The sequence below is a fragment of the Antarctobacter sp. genome, from assembly GCF_048262615.1.
Taxonomy (GTDB): Bacteria; Pseudomonadota; Alphaproteobacteria; order Rhodobacterales; family Rhodobacteraceae; genus Antarctobacter.
The window spans coordinates 26,561-44,660 of record NZ_JBLXFB010000005.1 but is presented as its reverse complement, the minus strand read 5'-3'; the positions used below and the strand labels follow the sequence as shown (position 1 = coordinate 44,660).

Here is an 18,100-nt window from a genome sequence, read left to right as displayed (position 1 = left end):
ACTCAGATTCAGCGTGCAGCCGTTGGGTCACGTGCTATGACGTAAAACATGCCCGGAATCCTTGCTGATCTTACCCCTTTTGTCCTGCTCTGCGCCGTTGGAATTGCGGCACTGTCCGGTGTTATCAAGGGGCTTGTCGGATTTGCCATGCCGATGGTCCTTATCTCGGGGTTGGGCAGCCTGATCGCGCCCGAGCTGGCGCTGGCGGGACTGATCCTGCCGACGCTTGTCTCCAACGGCGTGCAGGCCCTAGCGCAGGGACCGCAGGCAGCGATGCAGTCCGTGCGGCGGTTCCGGCTGTTTCTGAGCGTCGCCTTTGTCATGTTGCTGTTGTCCGCGCAAATGGTGGCGATTGTGCCGACGCAGGTTCTGCTGCTGATGATCGGCGGGCCGATCACCTTTTTCGCGCTGCTGCAACTGGCGGGCTGGCAGCCTCGGGTGGCCGATGGCGGCCATCGGGGGCTGGAGTTCGGGATTGGCGCATTTGCGGGGTTCATCGGCGGTTTTTCCGGTGTCTGGGGGCCGCCGACAGTGGCCTACCTGACCGCACTGGGCACCGAAAAGCGCGAGCAGATGCGGGTGCAGGGGGTGATCTACGGGCTGGGCGCCGTGGCGCTGACACTGGCGCATATCGGGTCGGGCGTGCTGAATGCAAAGACGGTCTGGCTGTCGGTGATGTTGTTGCCGCCGGCACTGCTGGGCATGTGGATCGGACGCAAGGCGCAGGACCGGATCGACCAAAAGGCCTTTCGACGGGCCACGCTGCTGGTGCTGCTGGTTGCAGGCTTGAACCTTGTGCGCCGCGCCTTACTCTGAACCGCATGGCAGATGACGATCTTTCGGCCCATGTCACGCGGCTGGTGGACGGTGAACTGGCGGGCTTTGCGGTGCGTGGCCGTGGCGACCGCCTGTTGCTGGAGGATTTCGCCCGCCTGCGGGTCCGGCGGCCCCGGCCAATCACGGTGACATTCAGCGGCGGCCTGACCCAGACCTGCTACAGCGTGACCCGCTCGGACGGGGACTATTCGGTCCTGTTCATGCCGAAAGCGGGGTATTTCAGCCTTTGCGTGGACAGCGTATTCGGGCCGCTGGACATTGGCGTGCATGGCCCCGCGCTGGGCTGTTTCGCCTCGGTCTGACGGGGGGGCATATCTCAGGTCCGGGCATCGGGCCGCGTCATGTCGGCATGCAGCCAGACCATGCGGTCCAGAAACCAAAGCTTGCCGCCCATCGTCAGCGCCAGACCGGCCAGCACAAGGCCCGGATCATAGCGCCAAAGGCCAAGCGCCAGCGGTATGATACCGATCCCGGCCACGACGTTCAGGATCATGGCCGCGCGGGCGTGATGGGCTGGAATCGGTGTCTGCCCGCGGGCCAGCCAGACACGCTCTCCCAGTACGCCGCGGGACATCCAACTGGTCAGCGTGGCGGGTTCCGGGAACAGGCGCGGGTTGAGCCATGTCCAGAGCACCAGCAGGGCAAGTGCGGCCCAGATCCAGAGGCCAAGCGCACCGCGCAGCCACAGCGCCAGCGCAAGCAGCGGCAGGATGACAACCCGTGACCAGCCGCTGAGGGGATTGGCATGGCGCGCCCAGGTCCGGTCATCCATACCCATCAGGCGTTCCGTCAGGCGGCCGATGTCCATGCTCTAACGGTCCGTCAGCGACAGTTCGATGCGGCGGTTGCGGGCGCGGGCGGTGGCAGAATTCGCAGGGTCAAGCGGCTGGAACTCTCCGAACCCGTTGGCAGAAAGCCGGTGCGCGGGAAATCCGCCCTCGACCAAAGCGCGCAGGACCGACAGGGCGCGTGCCTGACTGAGGTCCCAGTTGTCCGCGAAATCCCCGCCGGAGCGGATCGGGATATTGTCGGTATGGCCGTCCACGCGCAGGATCCAGTCGACGTCCGTCGGGATTCGGTTTGCGACCTCGGCCAGCACCGCCGCAAGCTTTGCAAGCTCCCGTTGCCCAGCCGCAGAGAGATCGGCAGAGCCGGGACGGAACAGCATTTGGTTCGGCAGGACAAAGCGGTCTCCGGCGAACTCTACCCCTTTTTGTCCGGCCAACGCGTCGCGCAGTCGGCCCTTCACCTCCGAGCGGTACAGGCTCAGGGTCTTTGCCTCGGATTCCAGACGCGCGGTCATGGCTTCGGCCTGTTTGCGCCGGGCTTCTTCCGCAAGACGCCGCCGACGCTCTTCCTGCGCGGCGCGGGCGAGGGCGGCGTTGAGTTCGGAACCCAGCTTCTGAAGGCGCACGGCCGCCACGGCATCCCGCGCGTTGGCATCGTCCAGCGCCGCCTGCAAGTCGCGCAGTTGCAGGCGCAATGTGGCGACGTTCTGGTTCAGCGCCTCGACATGCGCATCGGCCTGCGCGGCGCGATCTGCGGTCAAGGCCAGCTTTTCACGGGCGTCGCGCGCCTTGGCCTCGGTTGCCAGTCTTGCGGCCAGCGCCGCCGCCAGTTGATCCTCAAGAGCGCGCAGCTTGTCGGGGGTGTCAGAGCGGCCCGCCTCACTTTCTGCCAGTGCGGCCCGCAGGCTTTCGACCTCTTTCTGAACGCGGGCGGCGCGGTCTTGCGCTTTGTGCAATTCGTCGGTGAGTTGGGCGGCTTTCGCATCTGCGGCCGCCAAGCCTGTCTTTGCCGCCTCCAGTTCGGCAAGCAGCCGCGCAAGGTCTTGCTGCGCTTTCTCCCGCGACTCGCGCTCTTTGCCGAGGCGAAAGCCCATGGATGCAACTTCGTCCAGCAATTTGCTCATGTCACGCGAGGGCGGGGCCACCGGGGCCGTGTTCACGGGCGGCGAGTCTGCGACAACAGGCGCGGCCTTCAGGATGTCGGACCGGGCAAGGATCAGTCCCATGGGCACGGCAAAATTCACCGAATCGCGGTCGGACCCCGCATGATGCAGCGCCACAACCGCCTGCAACGCGGCGTCGATCACCGGAGAGCCGGAATTGCCCGGCAGCGTATCACAGGTGTGCAGCAGCCGGTTGTCCGTCAGGGCCGGGGTGTTGGCGCGGCATTTCTCGCGGCTGATACGCTGCGCCTCGCCCATCGGATGGCCGATGATCCAGAACGGATCGCCGTCGTCGGGCGCATGGGTCGACAGGTCGAGCATGCCAAAGTCCTCTGACGGGTCGCCGATCACCCGCAGCACCGCATAATCCAGATCGCGGTTCCGTTCGATCGGCTCGACGCTGACAAAATAGCGCCGGGTTCCGGTCTCGACCCCTTGCCGGGTGTATCCGGCGACAAACTGGATTGCCTCGATCCGGGTGGCGCCGGTCTTGGGATTGTCGAGGATACCGGGCACGCAATGAAAATTGGTCAACAAGGTGGCCTTGCCGACGATGAACGCCGTGCAGGGAAAGACGCCGCTGTCGGTGAGGATGTCCAGCCGCCCGACCGCGCGTCCCATGCGCGCAAAGACCGATTTCGGCGAATAGGTGGCGATGGGTTCGTTGTTGTAGGCGCCTAGCGCCACCTCTGGCACCGGGCTGCCGAAACTCTGCTTGCGGGTCAGGACGGTGCGCCCGAACTGTGTGGCATCAAAACCCAAGAGATCCTGCGCCCCAAGCGGGGCCGCCGGGATCAGGGAGAGACAGGCAATAAGCAGCGGGCGGATCATGTGGCCCCCGGATGCGGTTGAAACAGGGCAAGGATACCGTCAATTCGCCCGCCTGTGAACGGTGCTTTGCCGGGCGACGCTGCCCGGAGACCCGCCGGAGCTCCTGAACATGTGGGTTTGCGCCCCGCGGACGAGATCCGCGTTCGCGCCGATTTACACGGGGCCGATACCGCTTGGCGTCGGCGCGCAGCGTCCTCTGGTGTGGCTGTGACGCAAAACGGGCCACCGTGTCGGGCCAGCCTCTTTCGCTGTCGCCGAAGCAGGGCCGCGCCGCCGAACCGGCCAGCGCGACCTGCACCGTCGTTCGCATGTCGCAAGTGGATTGCGCCCAACAAAAGGCACCAGTCCGGGCAGCGGTCGCCCTGACCCAATGCCCTGAAATGCAGAGGGCTTCTTCACTTTCAAGGGGGTGGGAGGGAATGGTGGAGCCTAGGGGGATCGAACCCCTGACCTCTACAATGCCATTGTAGCGCTCTCCCAGCTGAGCTAAGGCCCCGTTCCCTGGGCGACGCCACCGGCGTCGTGCCGGGGTGATTACGCAATGCCGCCGACGGGATCAAGCGGAAAATCGCGGCGGGTGAAGAATTTCGCGGCCGCATCTGGCGGATCGGGCCAAGGCCGTCCCCACAACGAAAAACGCCGGGCGGAAAACCGACCGGCGTCTTTGTGCATACCCCGAAAAGGCCTGCGTCAGGAGTCGTCGTCGTCGCTTGCCACGTCGGCGATTTCGTCCAGCGACACATCATCGTCGTCGTCTTCGTCCTCAAGGACATCGTCGTCCTCAAGCTCGACGCCGACATCATCGTCATCGACCAGTTCGGCCTCTTCTTCGTCCTTCTTCGTCTTCGGATTGGCCGCATCGGCGGAGTCCGCCGCGATCATGCTGCGCTTACCGGTTTCGAGGTTGACCACCTCGCCGGTATAGGGGCTGATGATCGGGCTGCGGTTCAGGTCGTAGAACCGTTTCCCGGTGGTGGGGCAGACACGCTTGGTGCCCCATTCTTCCTTGGGCATGGGTGATCCCCTTCAACTCTTGTGTCTGTCGACAATCTATGCCCCCTGCCATATCAGTTGGCGGATGTCAAAAGTTTTGACCTCAGGGAGCGAGGCTAGGGGCATATGGGGCAGATTACCTTGGCTGGCAACCCATTGATCGCGGTTCAGCTGCGCCGGTCGGCGCGCGCCCGCCGTCTGAGCCTGCGGGTCTCGCGGCTGGATGGGCGGGTGACCCTGACCCTGCCCAACGCGGTGCCAGAGGCAGAAGGCGTCGCCTTTCTGCGCGCCAAGGAGGACTGGCTGCGCGGCCAGCTGGCGGATGTGTCCGGCCCGGTGAGGGTGGGGCCGGGCGCGCGGCTGCCGGTCGAGGGCGTGCCGCATGAAATCCGCAGCGGTTCGGGGCGCACGGTGCGGCAAGAGGCGGGAGTGTTGCTGGTGCCCGGCCCGGAACAACAGGCGGCGGCACGGCTGAAAGGCTGGCTGCGGACGCGCGCGCGCGACCGGCTGTCCGAGGCGTCAGACCGCTACGCGGCGCGGCTGGGACGGGGCTATAGCCGCCTCACACTGCGGGACACGCGGTCGCGCTGGGGATCTTGTACCCATGACGGCGGCTTGATGTATTCGTGGCGGCTGATTCTGGGCCACCCCGAGGTTCTGGATTACGTGGCGGCGCATGAGGTCGCGCATCTGGCCCACATGAACCACTCGGCGGCCTTCTGGCGGCAGGTGGAGGCGCTGTATGGCGATTGGCGCGCGCCCCGCAAGTGGCTGAAGGATCATGGCACGGAACTGCACCGCTATCGGTTCGACTAGGCGTCGCGTCTCATGACCGCCTCTGCGGCGTGGTCGCAGATCTTCTGCACTTCCCTGTATTTGCGCCGCGCGTGGTCGACCAGCAGGTTGCCAACCTCCCGCAAGACGGGAACGGGTGTGGCTTGACGGTCCGGGGTGCCGGAGGGGCCAGCGTCGCGGCACGCGCTTGCCCGGCTGGCGGATCTTGCCCGCCGCGCGCGCAGGGCGTCCTCTTGCCGGGCGCGCTCTTCGCGGGCCTCCTGTCGGCGCTTGTCCTCGCGCGCCTTGTGGATGCGCAGCTTTTCCGGGTTGTGCCAGCGCAACGAGTCGTAGGCGTCGTTGATCCGCGACAGCCGCCGGGTCGCGGTTTCGATGTCGCCGCCAAGGGCGTCGGGATGGTTTTCCTTGACCAGCCGCACCCAGGCCTTTCGGATCGTGGCGAAATCGTCCAATGGCGTCACGCCAAGAACGGCGTAGGCCTGCTGCGAAGCGATGCGGGTCATGGCGATACCTCTGGGGCGGTGCTGTGTGACGGGCCTCGCCGGTGCTTTCCGGCAATTCGGACGAAGCCTCTTAAAATGTATATAAATTCGCGGCGAATGATTTTCAGCTTGTTTCTGAACAGAAGGTTAAGACGCGGTCGGGCGACCCGTCCGCATGGCATTGACCCGCGCGTGAAACGTGATCACAAAAGAAACCATGCAGGGAACACTCAGATCAGATGTCGCCGCTTCGGCCCATGACCGCGTTTATCGCGGGTTGCGCACGCGGATCATGCACGGCCAGATCGCGCCCGGTCAGGCGCTGACCCTGCGCGGGCTGGGCCGCGAATTCGGCGTTTCGATGACGCCCGCGCGTGAGGCGGTGAACCGGCTGGTCGCCGAGGGGGCGCTGCAAATGTCGTCCTCGGGGCGGGTCTCGACACCTGAACTGTCGAACGAGCGGATCGAGGAACTGGCAGCCCTGCGGGCGCTGATCGAGGTGGAACTGGCCTCCCGCGCGCTGCCACGGGCGCATATCGCGCTGATAGAGCGGCTTCAGACCATCAACGCCAGCATCGCCGACGTGGTGTCGAACCGCGATTCGGTGGGCTATATCCGCACCAATCTGGAATTTCACCGCACGCTGTACCTGCGCGCCCAGGCCCCGGCGATGCTGGCCATGGCGGAAACCGTCTGGCTGCAACTGGGGCCGACGATGCGCGCGCTCTACGGGCGGCTGCGGCGGTCAGAGCCGCCGCAATATCACCGGTTGATCATTGCGGCGCTCAATGCCGGGGATGAACCCGGACTGCGGCTGGCGGTGCGCTCGGACGTCACGCAGGGGTTGCGGATGCTGGCGGGTTGACCGCACCGGTCGCACCCCCGCCGGGGGCCGCCCCGCCGATCTCGGCGGCGGCGGCGCGCGCCCTCAGGCCATCGCGGCCCCCAGGGCGGTGTCCATCAGCCCCTTGATCGACGCGCGTGAGGTCTGGGCGACGATGCGGCCCAACTCTTGCTCGCCTTTCAGCACCACCAGCGTTGACCGGCGCGGAATGCGCAACGACCTTGCCAGTTCGGATTTGCCGTAGGCGTCCCAATCGACGTCGATAAAGGTAATGTGCTGCTCGTAGGCGGCGTTCTTGTCCTTGAGCGCCTTGATCACCCGGTCCTGCGCGGCGCAGGTCGAACACCAGCTTGCCTTGAAGTCCAGGAACACCGTCTCTCCCATGCCCAGACGGCTTGTCACCAGTCCGGGAGTATAGCCCAGCGGGGCGGCGGCGGCGGCAAGGGGCAGGACAAGGGCGCTGCCTGCGGTGAGGGTCAGAAATTTGCGACGGTCCATGGATCTGTCTCCTTGTGAGGGTCAAAGGGCAACCGAGAGGTCGATCAGCCAGGCGGGCAAGACGCCGACCAGCCACCCCTCGATCGGATGGTGCAGGTTGAAAAACAGCGCGAGTCCGACGGCCACGAACATTGCGCCAAGGATCGGGCGGGCGCGGATCGCCAGCGCGCGCATCTGTGCGGTGTGGCGGCCAATCGCGCCGCGGGTGCCATAGGCCAGCCCAAGGATCAGCGTTGACACCCCCAGCGCAAAGAAGACCATGATCAGCGCCGCCCAGCCCAGGCTCTGTCCCTGACTGGCAAGCGAGATCGCGCCACCCAGCGTCGGGCCGATACAGGGGCTCCAGACCGCGCCCAGCAGCATCCCGCCAAGGAACTGCCCGCGCAGCCCGCTGCGGTCCACATGGTCCATCTGCGCATCGGCGCGGGCCGACAGACCGGCGGTGGCGGTTGCCATCAGCGCCGCCCCCTGCGGCAGCAACAGCGCCAGTCCGAACAGCACCATCAGCACCGCCCCCGCCTTGGCGACCGTGTCGATGTCCAAGCCAAGCAAATGGCCAAAGGCGGTGATCCCCAGCCCCAGCACGACAAACGACAGGCTCAGCCCGGCGGCCATCGCCAGCGGCCCGAGGCGGCTGGCTTGAAATGCGGTGGCGATGACAATCGGCAGCACCGGCACCACGCAGGGGTTGATCAGCGTCAGCAGGCCCGCGCCATATGCGAATATCAATTCCATGGCTGCGATATTGCCAGAGTCCCGCGCCCTGTCACCCTACGATGCCCTGACGGGGCATCACTCTAGCGTGGGGAAATATTACGGCTCAGCGCCGCAACAGCCGCGCAAGCGCGCCGGGCCGGGTGGCGTATTGCGCAAGGCCGGGGGCGGTGTCGGGCAGCCCGCAGCGGCGCATCAGGCTGGCGAAGGCGTCGTTGCGCGTCTCGCCGTCAGTCCAGTCGGCAAACGCGGCGATGGCCTGCAAGGCCTGCCGGTCAAGGTCCGTCAACAGGGACCGGCGGCGGCCCCGGAACAGCCCCTCGATCGGGGCGCCCGCCGCAAGGGTGGCCAGCAAGGCGCGGATCAGCCCGGTGCTTGTGGCGCCCGCCGTCCGCGCCTGCGGCAGGGCGGCCATGATTGCCGTTGCCGTCCGGGTGCGGTGGGCCGCGTCTCCGCGCCAACGCGAGAGGCAGGCCGCGACCCTGTCCACCGTCCAGCCGGGGCGCGGAAACACGTCGCGGTCCGTCCTGTCCGATTGGTATATCTCTCCGGCGCGGTGCAGGGCCTCCAGCAGAACCGCGCCACGGGCGGTTTCCTGTACGGTCATCGACAGACCCGCCTCGGCCCGCAGCGACAACATCGGCCCCGGCGCAAGCCAGCACCGCAGCAGCGGGTCGGCGGGGCCCGCCTCGACCGAGCGGGCAAGGCGGCCCAGCGCCGCCAGGCCCGCGCGTTGCACCGCAGGCACGCCGGTCCGGTCGATGGCGGCGGCGATGCGCGGCGCGCTGTCGGTCCACGCCGCCGGAGCCTCGGCCAACAGCATCAGCAGCGCCGCCACCTGCGCCGGGGTATCACTGGTCAACAGCGGCACAAGGTCGGGCAACGCCTTGGCGACACCCGCGTGGCACTCTGCCTCGATCCGGGGGGAGAGGCCCAGGGCGGCGTTGCGGACCCGCTCGGCCTTTGATTGCGCGGCGTCTGCCTTGACCGCCTCGGCGTAGCGGTCGCCGGTGGTCTGTTCCTGCGTCAGCATCCGCGTACAGGCCGGTTCGGCGATGGCGCGCAGCAGGTGCAGCAGGCCGGGCACATTTGGGCCGGGGCGCTGCGCCAGTTCCGCCAGAAACGGGATCGCCGCGACGGTGCCGGTGTACAGGCGGCCCTGAGGGCACAGCGTGGCGTTCAGCATCGCCAGCGCGCGGGCGGCCTGCGATGCCCCGCCCAGCGCCAGCGCCCGCAGGGCGGCGGGGACATCGGTGGCCGGTCCGTGACCGTGGTTCAGGCGGGTCCAGTCCACCCGGTCCAGCCCGACAAGCATCGGATCAGGCCGCCAGTCCCTTGGAGCCCATGTTCAGGAACTTGTCCCGCCGCGCGCGGATCAGATCCGCTCGGCTCATGCCCTCAAGATCGTTCAGCAGGCCGTTCAGCGCGGTGCGGACCGCATTGATCGCGGTCTCCGGTGCGCGGTGCGCGCCGCCCAGCGGTTCGGGGATGACCCGGTCGCAGACACCCAGTTGGTGCAGGTCCTGCGCGGTCAGGCGCAGCGCCTCGGCGGCCTCGCGCATCTTGTCGGCGTCTTTCCACAGGATCGAGGCGCAGCCCTCGGGCGAGATCACCGAGTAGACCGCGTGTTCCAGCATCGCCACGCGGTTGCCGGTGGCAAAGGCCACCGCCCCGCCAGAGCCGCCTTCGCCGATGATCACCGAGACCAGCGGCACGCCGATTTGCAGGCATTTCTCGGTCGCGCGGGCGATGGCCTCGGATTGGCCGCGCTCTTCGGCCCCCTTGCCGGGATAGGCGCCGGGCGTGTCGATCAAGGTGACCACCGGCAGGCCGAACCGGTCGGCCATGTCCATCAGCCGCAGTGCCTTGCGATAGCCCTCGGGCCGGGCCATGCCAAAGTTGCGGGTGATGCGCGACGTGGTGTCATGGCCTTTTTCGTGACCGATCACCATGACCGCGCGGTCATCCAGCCGCGCCAGACCGCCCATGACCGCGTCGTCCTCGGCAAAGTTGCGGTCGCCGGCCAGCGGCGTGAATTCGGTGAACAGCGCCTCGATGTAATCCTTGCAATGGGGGCGCTCGGGATGGCGCGCGACCTGACATTTGCGCCACGGGGTCAGCTTGCCATACAGGTCCTTGAGCAGCGTCTTGGCCTTGCCGTCCAGCGCCCTGGCCTCTGCCTCGACATCCATGTCCTCACTCTGCCGGGCCATGGCGCGCAGTTCTTCGGCCTTGCCTTCGATGTCGGCCAGCGGTTTTTCGAAGTCGAGGTAATGGGTCATCGGCGTCTCCTTGCACGGCGCTATATGACCTCGCCGCGTTCGGGATGCAATAAAACAAGATAGGTCGACCGGGTCCGCGTCATGCAAAGGGCGGACCGCGACGCAGCGTGGAAGAGGGGTATTTGAACAGAGAAGAAACCGAAGAAGCGGCAGTCCTTTGTGGATCGGCTGCGCCCCGATCCGCTGTCCCCGACGCCCTGACGGGGCGATCCGCATGTGTATGCCCCTGAAATCCCGGACTGCACGGCGCGGCGGATGGCGACCCTGCCGATGGGGCGGCGCCCGACATGCGCAGCCGCGCCGGGGCGGTGGCGGCGGCGGCCAAAGCGGGCCGGTTTCGAGGTGTCGGTCGGTCTGGGGCCGGTCTTGATCGAGACCCCGGCGCGGGTGTCTCAGCCCAGCACCACCGGCACCATCGCGGCCAAAAGCAGCGCCGCCATGGTCCAGTTGAAGACGCGCAGGCGGCGCGGGTCCGCCAGCCAGCGCCGCAATCCGGTGCCAAGGATGGTCCAGGTGGCCGCAGAGACCGTGCCGATCACCGCGTAGGTGGCCGAGACCCATGCCACAGCAACCAGATCGCGGCTGGCAGCATAGAGCGTGATCGCCCCCAGCGCCATCGACCACGCCTTTGGGTTGACCCATTGAAAGGCGGCGGCCTGCACAAAGCTGAGCGGGCGGGCATTTGCGCGGGCCTCTCCGGGGGCGGCCTGATGGGCGATTTTCCACGCCAGCCACAGCAGATAGACGACCGAGACCACCTTGAGACCCATCTGCGCCGCTGGCCAGATCTCGAACACCTGCATCACGCCCAGGCCCACCGGCAGGATCATCAGCGGAAAGCCATAGGCGACCCCCGCCAGATGCGGCAGCGACCGGCGCAGGCCGAAATTCGCCCCCGAGGTCATCAGCATCAGGTTGTTCGGCCCCGGCGAGAACACCGTGGCGGCGGCAAACAGCGCAAGCGCGAAGAGGAGATCAGGTGTCATGGCACAACAGTTGCCCTTTTTCTGCGGCATGAAATTGCGATTTGCAGCGCCATTGGCTTAAACTCACACTTAATGACCGATCTGGATACCATAGACCGCAAGATATTGCGTGCACTTGCTGCCGATGGGCGGTTGAGCAATCTGGCGCTGGCCGAGCGCGTGGGGCTGTCCCCCTCGGCCTGTCTGCGCCGCACGGCGGTGTTGGAAAAGACGGGTGTGATCCGTGGCTATCGCGCGGTCCTGAGCGCCGAGAAAACCGGCATCGGCTTTACCGCCTACATCACCGTGGGGCTGAACCAGCACACCAAACCCGCGCAGGAGGCGTTTGAGCGGGCCATGGCGGCGGCCCCGCAGGTGCGCGAGTGCCACAATGTCACCGGGCCGGTGGAATACCTGCTGCGGGTCGAGGTGGCCGACCTGATCGCCTACAAACATTTTCACACAGAGATCCTCGGGGCGCTGCCGCAGGTGCATATGCTGACATCCTATGTCGTGATGGGCTCTCCGAAGGATGAAAGGGCCTGACGCACATCAAGGCCGCGTTTTGTGGCTGGGGTAGTCTGGCGGGGAACACCAGACGCAACCGTCAAAACCGGAGGTCCCGATGGACGATGTGGAACGCCTGCTTAAAGGCACCGTCGAAGAGCTTGAAAAACTGTTGAATGCCAAGAACGTGCTGGGGGATCCGATCGAGCGTGATGGCGCGACCGTGATCCCCATTGTCAGCTACGGATTCGGATTCGGATTCGGGGCAGGGGGCGGCACGGGCACGGACTCTGGCAAGGGGTCGGGGGCCGGCACCGGCGCGGGCGGCGGCATCAAGCCGCTGGGCGCAATCATCATCGATCAGAACGGCGCGCGGGTCGAGGCGGTCAAGGGTGCGGCCAACAGCCTTGCCGCCGCAGTCACCGAGGTCGCCGGAAAGGTGATTGCCGCAGTCGACCGGGACAGGGGCAATCGGGACAGGGGCGATAAAGACACAGAGGCGTGAGCTGGGTTCCGCCAGTGCTATGGGCCGTTCTGGCTCTGGTCACTGTGCTCTTTCTGCTGGGCGTCCTGCTGCTGGCCCTGCCGGTGCAGGTCCAGTTCCTTGCCGAATACGAGGGGCGCGCGCGGATGCGACTCCGGCTGGTGCTGCTGGACGGCCATGCGCCCGGTATTGCGCTGGTCGATAGCTGGCGACTGCCCGGGCCAAAGCGGAAAGCGGCGCAGAAAAAGCAGGGTACACCATCGGAGTCGCGGCCTCCGGCAGGGGCCATCCTGAAGCTGATCATGGAGGTTCTGGGATGTATCCGCATCCGTCGGTTGCGGGTGCAGGGCATTGTCGGGCTGGCCGATCCGGCGGACACGGGCCACCTGTTCGGGGCGCTGTGCCCGTTGAGGTATGGGCTCCCCGCCGGGGTCGCCGCGATAGACGTGGTGCCAGAGTTCTCGGGTCCGCATCTCGAAGGGCGCGCAGAGGGGGTGCTGAGCGTCACGCCGCTGGCGCTAGTGCCGCCGCTGATGCGCTTTGGCTGGACGATCTGGAGGAAAGCGCCATGAGCCATGCTCTGGAAGGCCCGCGCCGCGTGGGCGACGTCTGGATCTGCGCGGTGGTCGCGAGTGGGGTGCAAATGGTGGCGCGGAACGGCGGCTGTCGTGGTGCCGGTGTCAAAACGCCGGTGGCGGTGGCGGTTTTCGACGGAAAGAGGCTGTTGGCCTTCGAAGGCGACGGCACGCCGATCTCCGAGGCCGCCCTTGAGGGGCTCTGTCCCGGCAGTCCCGCCCGGCTGCGCGCCGCAGCGGGGGGTCGCGTGTGATGTCATTGGGGGCGGGCGCCGCCCCGCAAGGTGTGGCGCCCGCTGGCCAACTCACTGACTGGCGATCATCTCGGACTGGCGCACGATTACCTCGGCCTGCTTGATGCTGGCGATATCGACCAGCCGCCCTTTGTAGACGGTGGCCCCTTCGCCCTTGGCCTTGGCCTCTTCCATCGCGGCAAGGATCTCGCGCGCCTCGTTCACCGCTGCCTCTGACGGGGTGAAGACCTCATTCGCCAGGGCCACCTGTTTCGGGTGGATCGCCCATTTGCCGACCATGCCCAGCGTCGCCGACCGCAACGCCTGCGCGCGGAACCCTTCGTCGTCGGAGAAATCGCCAAACGGCCCGTCGACCGGCAGCACACCATGGGTGCGGCAGGCGGCGACAATCGCGGCCTGCGCCCAGTGCCACGGGTCGGACCAATGTTTCTGGCCGTCGCGATACATGTAATAGTTTTCCTGCGTGCCGCCGATGCCGGTGGTCGCCATCCCCATCGAGGCGGCAAAGTCGGCGGCGCCAAGGCTCATCGCCTCCAGCCGGGGCGAGGCGGCGGCGATTTCCTCGACATGGGCGATGCCCGCGGCGCTTTCGATGATGACCTCGAATTTCAGCGCTTTTTCGCGGCCCTTGGCGCGTTCAATGGCAGTCACCAGCGCGTCGACGGCATAGAGATCCCCGGCGCAGCCGACCTTGGGGATCATGATCCGGTCCAGCCGGTCGCTGCCCTGTTCCAGCAGGTCCACCACGTCGCGATACCAATAGGGCGTGTCCAGCCCGTTGATGCGCACCGACAGGGTCTTTTTGCCCCAGTCGATGTCCGCCAGCGCCTTGATGACATTGGCGCGCGCGCTGTCCTTGTCCGAGGGGGCCACCGAATCCTCAAGGTCTAGGTTGATGACGTCGGCGGCGCTGGCGGCCATCTTTTCAAAGATCGCCGGGCGCGATCCGGGGCCGAACAACTGGCAGCGGTTCGGGCAGGCGGGGGCAGGGGGCTGGATGCGGAAGGACATTGCAGGGCCTCTCGGTCAGAAAATTGCGTATACCTTGGCCTACGAGTTATAAAACTGCGCGGCGGCCCGCAAGGTCTTTTTGCAGGTGCAGAAAGATGCGCCCGTGAGCCAAGCTCACAGGCGGTTGTCCGTCACGGTCAATCCATCACCGACGTGCCCCGCCAGGGCGGGACACATGACCGATCAATAGGCCCGCATGTCAAAGCAGAATGCATTGCCGGACCGGCTGTTGCGCAGGCACTGCATGTGGTCCGAAATGTCGTAGACACCCTCGATATAGGGCACAGTCGCGCTGTTGCCGTTGATCCGGGGGCCGGTACCGTCCATTTCGACCACTGTGCTGGCGCCGCTGGGCCAGGTGAATTCCACCGTGACCTGCATCGTGCCGTCCCCTGTGAACACGGCGGATTCCATCGCATCGCAGGGGTCATCGTCGGTCTTTTGATCGGCGGAATTATACACCAGACAGCGCGTCGTCAGGCTGCGGCGGTCGGTCCAGACCGTGGCGTCGGCGGGCAACGCGCCCGATCCATGCCGGGCGGCCAGCTCGGCGAAACGGGTCCACGGCGGATACAGGGCGGCCTGATCCAACGCCATGGCATCGCCGCGCAAAAAGGAGACGCTCAGCCGCCGTGTATTGCCGCGCATGGGGGTTTCCATCGGCCAGCGTCCGCCAAAACCCACCTCGCAATTCAACCCGTCCTCGGCCGGATCAGGGTCACTGACAAAACTGGCATCGCCGAAATCACCGGACCTGCCCAAAGCGATCTCTGCCTCTCCGCGTCCGTAGTGCCGCGACAGCAGGCTGCCCGAGTAATCCCCAAGCCGCCGCCCCGAGAAAAAATCGCGGCCCGCGCCATCGTGGCGAGTGGCGTAGATCTGATAATAGCCCGTGGAGGGCCGCAAACCGGGCTGCGCGTTCAGGCAGGCATTGACGAAATGGCCACGCGACACCTTGGCCGGATAGGGCAGCCCGGCGATGTCGATCATCCATTGCGACGCTTCGCCCACGGTTTGCAGCACATACATGTCCTGCGGCGGCGTGGCGACCATGCGGTTCATCAGCGTGGCCGGAAAGCGTATCTTGCCCTGACGGTCGCTCAGCTCTCCGATGGACCGCACGGCAATGGCAAAGGCGCGGTCGACCGCCTCGGCAGAGTAATTGCCATCTGCGATCGTCAAGCCGGGCGCGTGAAACCCCAGCAACCCCTGCGCATGCAGGACACGGTTGGGCAGCCGCCCGCCAGAGCTTTCGCTTTGCACGCCGCCGGCCATGAACAGGACCGCACAGGCGGAATAACAGGTGGCGTCGCGCGCGATTGCGGTGCCGATTCCGCTGTAGAGATAGCGGTTGTCTCCACCGGGATCGGCCAGCACATCCGCCATCTTGAGCGCCTCTGCCAAAGAGCCGCCGGGGCTGTCGAGGCAAATGCGCGGCACGGCAAGCCCGCCCACCTGATCCCAGCGATCAAGGAAATCGCTTTCCCCGGCATAGGGATCGCCGACAACCCGGTCGAGCGCGGCCCGAAATCCATCGGCATCCCCGGATCGGATCGGGCCCTGAACGGTCAGGATGCAGCCCAGATCGGCATCGCCGCCATCCAGAAACTGGGCAGCAGAGGCAGGCGCGGCCAAGGCAAGGGCAAGCCCGGCGGCGGTCAGCAACCCTGCTGCAAATCGGGGGAAATGGCTGTTCGACATATTCAACCTTCTGATGTTTCAATGACAATTGGGCAAGGAGGCTAAAAGAGAACGGCCATTCGCACAACCGGACGGGCAAGGGGGTGCCTGCACAGTTCTTCGGCAAAATCGCCGGTTTGCGGATGAATCTTCGAGAATGCCGCCTGCAATTCGGTGGAAAACAAGCGCGTTGCAGGGCGACTCGTGCAAACTCGTCAAAAATGGGGACATGGAGACCGGAATGATCAAGACACCCTATCTGCTTTTTCTGGGCGATGCGCCCGATCCGCTGGCGGCCAAGGTGGCGCAGGGCATCCGCGACTGGCGGCCCGAGAACTGTGTCGGTCAGTTCCGGATGGAGGGCTGCAAGGCCGATCTGGGCCTGCCCGACATGACCTTGGAAGAGGCCAAGGCGGCAGGGGCCAAGACGCTGGTGATCGGCGTGGCCAATCGCGGCGGCAAGATCAGCAAGGCGTGGAAAAAGGTCTTGGTGGCGGCGCTGGAAGAGGGGCTGGACCTTGCCTCTGGCCTGCACAACCTGTTGCGCGCCGAGGCGGACCTGAAAGCCGTGGCAGAGGCGACAGGCCGCGCCCTGCATGACGTGCGCGTGCCAGAGGTCGACTATCCGATTGCCGACGGCACCAAGCGCACCGGCAAGCGCGTGCTGGCGGTGGGCACCGACTGTTCGGTGGGCAAGATGTACACGACACTGGCGCTGGACAAGGCGATGCGCGCGCGCGGCATGAACAGCACGTTTCGGGCGACGGGCCAGACCGGCATCCTGATCACCGGCGACGGCGTGCCGCTGGACGCGGTGGTGGCGGATTTCATGGCCGGGTCGATCGAATACCTGACGCCGGACAACGACGCCGACCACTGGGATGTGATCGAGGGGCAGGGCAGCCTGTTCCACGTCAGTTTTTCCGGGGTGACACTGGCGCTGATCCACGGCGGCCAGCCCGACGCGCTGATCCTGTGCCATGAGCCGACGCGCACCCATATGCGCGGTCTGCCCGGCTATGCCCTGCCCTCGCTCGAAGAGGTGCGCGACCTGTCGCTGGCCTTGTCGAAGGTGGCCAATCCCGGCTGTCAGGTTGTCGGCGTGTCGATCAACACCCAGCACATGGGCGCGGATGAGGCGGTCAGCTATTGCGCCGAGGTCGAGGCGCGGCTGGGTCTGCCGACGGTCGACCCCTTCCGCCACGGTGCCGAACGTCTGGCCGAGGCGCTGGCCGCGCTCTAGCGGGATGGCGGGCGGGCCGGCCTTTGGCCGGACGCTCGTCGCCTGCGGCAACATCGCCCCACCCACCATCCCGCAGGGCGCGTCGTGTCGGGCGGGGGCGCGTGTTGACGGGGGCGGCATTAGGGTATTTTTGACAGAGAAGAAACAGGAGCCGCAGAGATGACCATCAGCGTATCGCGAGACGTGTTCAAACTGGCCGAGGCCTTTACCATCTCGCGCGGCAGCCGGACCGAGGCGCATGTGCTGACGGTGCGGGTGACGCGGGGCGGTGTGTCTGGCTGGGGCGAATGCGTGCCCTATGCGCGCTATGGCGAAACGCTGGACAGCGTGACGGCAGAGATCGTTGGCTTGCCCGAGGCGATTTCCCGCGCCGATCTGCAAGAGGCGCTGCCCGCCGGGGCGGCGCGCAACGCGGTGGATTGCGCGCTGTGGGATCTGGAGGCCAAGGCGGCGGGTGTCCGGGTCTGGGATCTGGCCGGGCTGCCCGCGCCGGGGCCGGAACGGACCGCCTATACCCTGTCGCTGGACACACCTGATAACATGGAGGCGGCGGCGCGGCGCCATGCGGCGCGCCCCTTGCTGAAGATCAAGCTGGGCACCCCCGATGACATGCCCCGGCTGGAAGCGGTGCGGCGCGGCGCGCCCCGATCGCGGATCATCGTCGACGCCAATGAGGGCTGGAGCGCCGCCGTCTACGCCGATCTGGCCCCGCATCTGCTGCGGCTGGGGGTGGCGCTGGTGGAACAGCCTTTGCCCGCCGGTGAGGACGCCGCGCTGGTCGGGATGGACCGCCCGGTGCCGGTCTGCGCCGACGAAAGCTGTCATGACCGCGCCTCCCTATCGGCGCTGAAGGGCAAATATGACGTGGTCAACATCAAGCTGGACAAGACCGGCGGGCTGACAGAGGCGCTGGCCCTGCGCACGGCCGCGCTGGCCGAGGGCTATGACCTCATGGTGGGTTGCATGGTGGGGTCATCGCTGGCGATGGCCCCGGCGGTGATGCTGGCACAGGGCGCGATGGTGACCGATCTGGACGGCCCATTGCTGTTGGCCCAGGACCGCGACACACCGCTGCGCTACGACGCCGACGGCGTCCACCCGCCGGAACCGGCGCTGTGGGGCTGACAGGGGCCGCGGCCAAGGCTTGCGGCGGG

General features: G+C 66.4%; 21 protein-coding genes and 1 tRNA gene. 10 read left to right on the top strand and 12 right to left on the bottom strand.

From position 1 onward, the window contains the following. Nucleotides 1–48: 48 nt before the first annotated feature. Both ACN0S5_RS07250 and ACN0S5_RS07245 read left to right on the top strand, forming a co-directional pair. The gene (locus tag ACN0S5_RS07250; protein WP_417207416.1) at nucleotides 49–816 is read left to right on the top strand and encodes a sulfite exporter TauE/SafE family protein; all 768 of its coding nucleotides are present in this window, start codon (nucleotides 49–51) and stop codon (nucleotides 814–816) included. Nucleotides 817–821: 5 nt separating this feature from the next. Next, a complete protein-coding gene (locus tag ACN0S5_RS07245; protein ID WP_417207414.1) occupies nucleotides 822–1,139 on the top strand; it encodes a hypothetical protein in 318 nt (105 codons plus the stop codon). A 14-nt stretch (nucleotides 1,140–1,153) separates the two neighbouring features. Here the strand turns inward: ACN0S5_RS07245 and ACN0S5_RS07240 are convergent, their stop codons facing one another. The 4 genes from ACN0S5_RS07240 to ACN0S5_RS07225 form a co-directional block, all read right to left on the bottom strand. After that, complete coding sequence (locus tag ACN0S5_RS07240) at nucleotides 1,154–1,645, bottom strand: DUF6653 family protein (protein ID WP_417207411.1); 492 nt, start codon at nucleotides 1,643–1,645, stop codon at nucleotides 1,154–1,156. Nucleotides 1,646–1,648: 3 nt separating this feature from the next. Further along, on the bottom strand, nucleotides 1,649–3,619 hold the full coding sequence (locus ACN0S5_RS07235) for a trypsin-like peptidase domain-containing protein (protein ID WP_417207409.1): 1,971 nt from the start codon (nucleotides 3,617–3,619) through the stop codon (nucleotides 1,649–1,651). Nucleotides 3,620–4,039: 420 nt separating this feature from the next. Further along, nucleotides 4,040–4,115: transfer RNA gene (locus ACN0S5_RS07230), tRNA-Ala, on the bottom strand. A gap of 194 nt (nucleotides 4,116–4,309) precedes the next feature. Further along, nucleotides 4,310–4,633, bottom strand: coding sequence for a TIGR02300 family protein (locus ACN0S5_RS07225; RefSeq protein WP_417207407.1), 324 nt, complete (start codon nucleotides 4,631–4,633; stop codon nucleotides 4,310–4,312). Between the two features lie 105 nt (nucleotides 4,634–4,738). Between ACN0S5_RS07225 and ACN0S5_RS07220 the strand changes: the two genes are divergently transcribed. Continuing rightward, complete coding sequence (locus ACN0S5_RS07220) at nucleotides 4,739–5,428, top strand: M48 family metallopeptidase (protein ID WP_417207405.1); 690 nt, start codon at nucleotides 4,739–4,741, stop codon at nucleotides 5,426–5,428. Here ACN0S5_RS07220 and ACN0S5_RS07215 read toward each other — a convergent pair. Further along, complete coding sequence (locus ACN0S5_RS07215; RefSeq protein ID WP_417207402.1) at nucleotides 5,425–5,910, bottom strand: J domain-containing protein; 486 nt, start codon at nucleotides 5,908–5,910, stop codon at nucleotides 5,425–5,427. The two genes, ACN0S5_RS07220 and ACN0S5_RS07215, sit on opposite strands and share 4 nt — an antisense overlap. 196 nt (nucleotides 5,911–6,106) lie before the next feature. On the opposite strand from ACN0S5_RS07215, the gene ACN0S5_RS07210 reads away from it, so the two are divergent. Beyond that, a complete protein-coding gene (locus tag ACN0S5_RS07210) occupies nucleotides 6,107–6,754 on the top strand; it encodes a GntR family transcriptional regulator (RefSeq protein ID WP_417207400.1) in 648 nt (215 codons plus the stop codon). Between the two features lie 63 nt (nucleotides 6,755–6,817). Here ACN0S5_RS07210 and ACN0S5_RS07205 read toward each other — a convergent pair whose 3' ends face one another. The 5 genes from ACN0S5_RS07205 to ACN0S5_RS07185 all read right to left on the bottom strand — a co-directional run bounded on the left by ACN0S5_RS07205 (nucleotide 6,818) and on the right by ACN0S5_RS07185 (nucleotide 11,213). Next, nucleotides 6,818–7,231 (bottom strand): thioredoxin family protein, encoded by a 414-nt coding sequence (locus tag ACN0S5_RS07205; protein ID WP_417207398.1) that lies wholly within the window; start codon nucleotides 7,229–7,231, stop codon nucleotides 6,818–6,820. Between the two features lie 21 nt (nucleotides 7,232–7,252). After that, nucleotides 7,253–7,966 carry a cytochrome c biogenesis CcdA family protein gene (locus ACN0S5_RS07200; protein ID WP_417207396.1) on the bottom strand — a complete coding sequence of 238 codons (714 nt, stop codon included), beginning with the start codon at nucleotides 7,964–7,966 and terminating at the stop codon, nucleotides 7,253–7,255. A gap of 85 nt (nucleotides 7,967–8,051) precedes the next feature. After that, nucleotides 8,052–9,260, bottom strand: a complete 1,209-nt coding sequence (locus ACN0S5_RS07195) for a hypothetical protein (protein ID WP_417207395.1) — start codon at nucleotides 9,258–9,260, stop codon at nucleotides 8,052–8,054. Nucleotides 9,261–9,264: 4 nt separating this feature from the next. Beyond that, nucleotides 9,265–10,227 carry an acetyl-CoA carboxylase carboxyltransferase subunit alpha gene (locus ACN0S5_RS07190; protein WP_417207393.1) on the bottom strand — a complete coding sequence of 321 codons (963 nt, stop codon included), beginning with the start codon at nucleotides 10,225–10,227 and terminating at the stop codon, nucleotides 9,265–9,267. Nucleotides 10,228–10,619: 392 nt separating this feature from the next. Next, nucleotides 10,620–11,213, bottom strand: a complete 594-nt coding sequence (locus tag ACN0S5_RS07185; RefSeq protein WP_417207391.1) for a LysE family translocator — start codon at nucleotides 11,211–11,213, stop codon at nucleotides 10,620–10,622. A 72-nt stretch (nucleotides 11,214–11,285) separates the two neighbouring features. Between ACN0S5_RS07185 and ACN0S5_RS07180 the strand changes: the two genes are divergently transcribed. From ACN0S5_RS07180 to ACN0S5_RS07165, 4 genes are all read left to right on the top strand, one after another. Continuing rightward, nucleotides 11,286–11,738 carry an Lrp/AsnC family transcriptional regulator gene (locus tag ACN0S5_RS07180; protein ID WP_417207389.1) on the top strand — a complete coding sequence of 151 codons (453 nt, stop codon included), beginning with the start codon at nucleotides 11,286–11,288 and terminating at the stop codon, nucleotides 11,736–11,738. Between the two features lie 79 nt (nucleotides 11,739–11,817). Then, complete coding sequence (locus ACN0S5_RS07175) at nucleotides 11,818–12,204, top strand: GerW family sporulation protein (RefSeq protein WP_417207386.1); 387 nt, start codon at nucleotides 11,818–11,820, stop codon at nucleotides 12,202–12,204. Continuing rightward, on the top strand, nucleotides 12,201–12,755 hold the full coding sequence (locus tag ACN0S5_RS07170; protein WP_417207384.1) for a hypothetical protein: 555 nt from the start codon (nucleotides 12,201–12,203) through the stop codon (nucleotides 12,753–12,755). Before ACN0S5_RS07175 ends, ACN0S5_RS07170 begins: the two co-directional genes overlap by 4 nt. Then, nucleotides 12,752–13,012 (top strand): hypothetical protein, encoded by a 261-nt coding sequence (locus tag ACN0S5_RS07165; protein ID WP_417207381.1) that lies wholly within the window; start codon nucleotides 12,752–12,754, stop codon nucleotides 13,010–13,012. The genes ACN0S5_RS07170 and ACN0S5_RS07165 overlap by 4 nt, the downstream gene beginning before the upstream one ends. Nucleotides 13,013–13,063: 51 nt before the next feature. On the opposite strand, the gene ACN0S5_RS07160 is transcribed toward ACN0S5_RS07165, so the two are convergent. Both ACN0S5_RS07160 and ACN0S5_RS07155 read right to left on the bottom strand, forming a co-directional pair. Then, nucleotides 13,064–14,023 carry an L-malyl-CoA/beta-methylmalyl-CoA lyase gene (locus ACN0S5_RS07160; RefSeq protein WP_417207380.1) on the bottom strand — a complete coding sequence of 320 codons (960 nt, stop codon included), beginning with the start codon at nucleotides 14,021–14,023 and terminating at the stop codon, nucleotides 13,064–13,066. Nucleotides 14,024–14,206: 183 nt separating this feature from the next. After that, complete coding sequence (locus tag ACN0S5_RS07155; RefSeq protein WP_417207378.1) at nucleotides 14,207–15,724, bottom strand: hypothetical protein; 1,518 nt, start codon at nucleotides 15,722–15,724, stop codon at nucleotides 14,207–14,209. Nucleotides 15,725–15,944: 220 nt separating this feature from the next. Here ACN0S5_RS07155 and dgcN point away from each other — a divergent pair, with 220 nt between their 5' ends. Continuing rightward, nucleotides 15,945–16,946: an N-acetyltransferase DgcN gene (dgcN, locus tag ACN0S5_RS07150; RefSeq protein WP_417207375.1), complete on the top strand. Its 1,002-nt coding sequence runs from the start codon at nucleotides 15,945–15,947 to the stop codon at nucleotides 16,944–16,946. Between the two features lie 159 nt (nucleotides 16,947–17,105). Further along, nucleotides 17,106–18,071: an N-acetyl-D-Glu racemase DgcA gene (gene dgcA / locus ACN0S5_RS07145; RefSeq protein ID WP_417207374.1), complete on the top strand. Its 966-nt coding sequence runs from the start codon at nucleotides 17,106–17,108 to the stop codon at nucleotides 18,069–18,071. Nucleotides 18,072–18,100 lie beyond the last annotated feature (29 nt).

What these genes read in the sequence shown, in the direction of transcription:
- ACN0S5_RS07250 (WP_417207416.1), top strand. Translation starts at nt 49, where the DNA reads ATGCCCGGAATCCTTGCTGATCTTACCCCTTTTGTCCTGCTCTGCGCC.
- ACN0S5_RS07245 (WP_417207414.1), top strand. Translation starts at nt 822, where the DNA reads ATGGCAGATGACGATCTTTCGGCCCATGTCACGCGGCTGGTGGACGGT.
- ACN0S5_RS07240 (WP_417207411.1), bottom strand. Translation starts at nt 1,645, where the DNA reads ATGGACATCGGCCGCCTGACGGAACGCCTGATGGGTATGGATGACCGG.
- ACN0S5_RS07235 (WP_417207409.1), bottom strand. Translation starts at nt 3,619, where the DNA reads ATGATCCGCCCGCTGCTTATTGCCTGTCTCTCCCTGATCCCGGCGGCC.
- ACN0S5_RS07225 (WP_417207407.1), bottom strand. Translation starts at nt 4,633, where the DNA reads ATGCCCAAGGAAGAATGGGGCACCAAGCGTGTCTGCCCCACCACCGGG.
- ACN0S5_RS07220 (WP_417207405.1), top strand. Translation starts at nt 4,739, where the DNA reads ATGGGGCAGATTACCTTGGCTGGCAACCCATTGATCGCGGTTCAGCTG.
- ACN0S5_RS07215 (WP_417207402.1), bottom strand. Translation starts at nt 5,910, where the DNA reads ATGACCCGCATCGCTTCGCAGCAGGCCTACGCCGTTCTTGGCGTGACG.
- ACN0S5_RS07210 (WP_417207400.1), top strand. Translation starts at nt 6,107, where the DNA reads ATGCAGGGAACACTCAGATCAGATGTCGCCGCTTCGGCCCATGACCGC.
- ACN0S5_RS07205 (WP_417207398.1), bottom strand. Translation starts at nt 7,231, where the DNA reads ATGGACCGTCGCAAATTTCTGACCCTCACCGCAGGCAGCGCCCTTGTC.
- ACN0S5_RS07200 (WP_417207396.1), bottom strand. Translation starts at nt 7,966, where the DNA reads ATGGAATTGATATTCGCATATGGCGCGGGCCTGCTGACGCTGATCAAC.
- ACN0S5_RS07195 (WP_417207395.1), bottom strand. Translation starts at nt 9,260, where the DNA reads ATGCTTGTCGGGCTGGACCGGGTGGACTGGACCCGCCTGAACCACGGT.
- ACN0S5_RS07190 (WP_417207393.1), bottom strand. Translation starts at nt 10,227, where the DNA reads ATGACCCATTACCTCGACTTCGAAAAACCGCTGGCCGACATCGAAGGC.
- ACN0S5_RS07185 (WP_417207391.1), bottom strand. Translation starts at nt 11,213, where the DNA reads ATGACACCTGATCTCCTCTTCGCGCTTGCGCTGTTTGCCGCCGCCACG.
- ACN0S5_RS07180 (WP_417207389.1), top strand. Translation starts at nt 11,286, where the DNA reads ATGACCGATCTGGATACCATAGACCGCAAGATATTGCGTGCACTTGCT.
- ACN0S5_RS07175 (WP_417207386.1), top strand. Translation starts at nt 11,818, where the DNA reads ATGGACGATGTGGAACGCCTGCTTAAAGGCACCGTCGAAGAGCTTGAA.
- ACN0S5_RS07165 (WP_417207381.1), top strand. Translation starts at nt 12,752, where the DNA reads ATGAGCCATGCTCTGGAAGGCCCGCGCCGCGTGGGCGACGTCTGGATC.
- ACN0S5_RS07160 (WP_417207380.1), bottom strand. Translation starts at nt 14,023, where the DNA reads ATGTCCTTCCGCATCCAGCCCCCTGCCCCCGCCTGCCCGAACCGCTGC.
- ACN0S5_RS07155 (WP_417207378.1), bottom strand. Translation starts at nt 15,724, where the DNA reads ATGTCGAACAGCCATTTCCCCCGATTTGCAGCAGGGTTGCTGACCGCC.
- dgcN (WP_417207375.1), top strand. Translation starts at nt 15,945, where the DNA reads ATGATCAAGACACCCTATCTGCTTTTTCTGGGCGATGCGCCCGATCCG.
- dgcA (WP_417207374.1), top strand. Translation starts at nt 17,106, where the DNA reads ATGACCATCAGCGTATCGCGAGACGTGTTCAAACTGGCCGAGGCCTTT.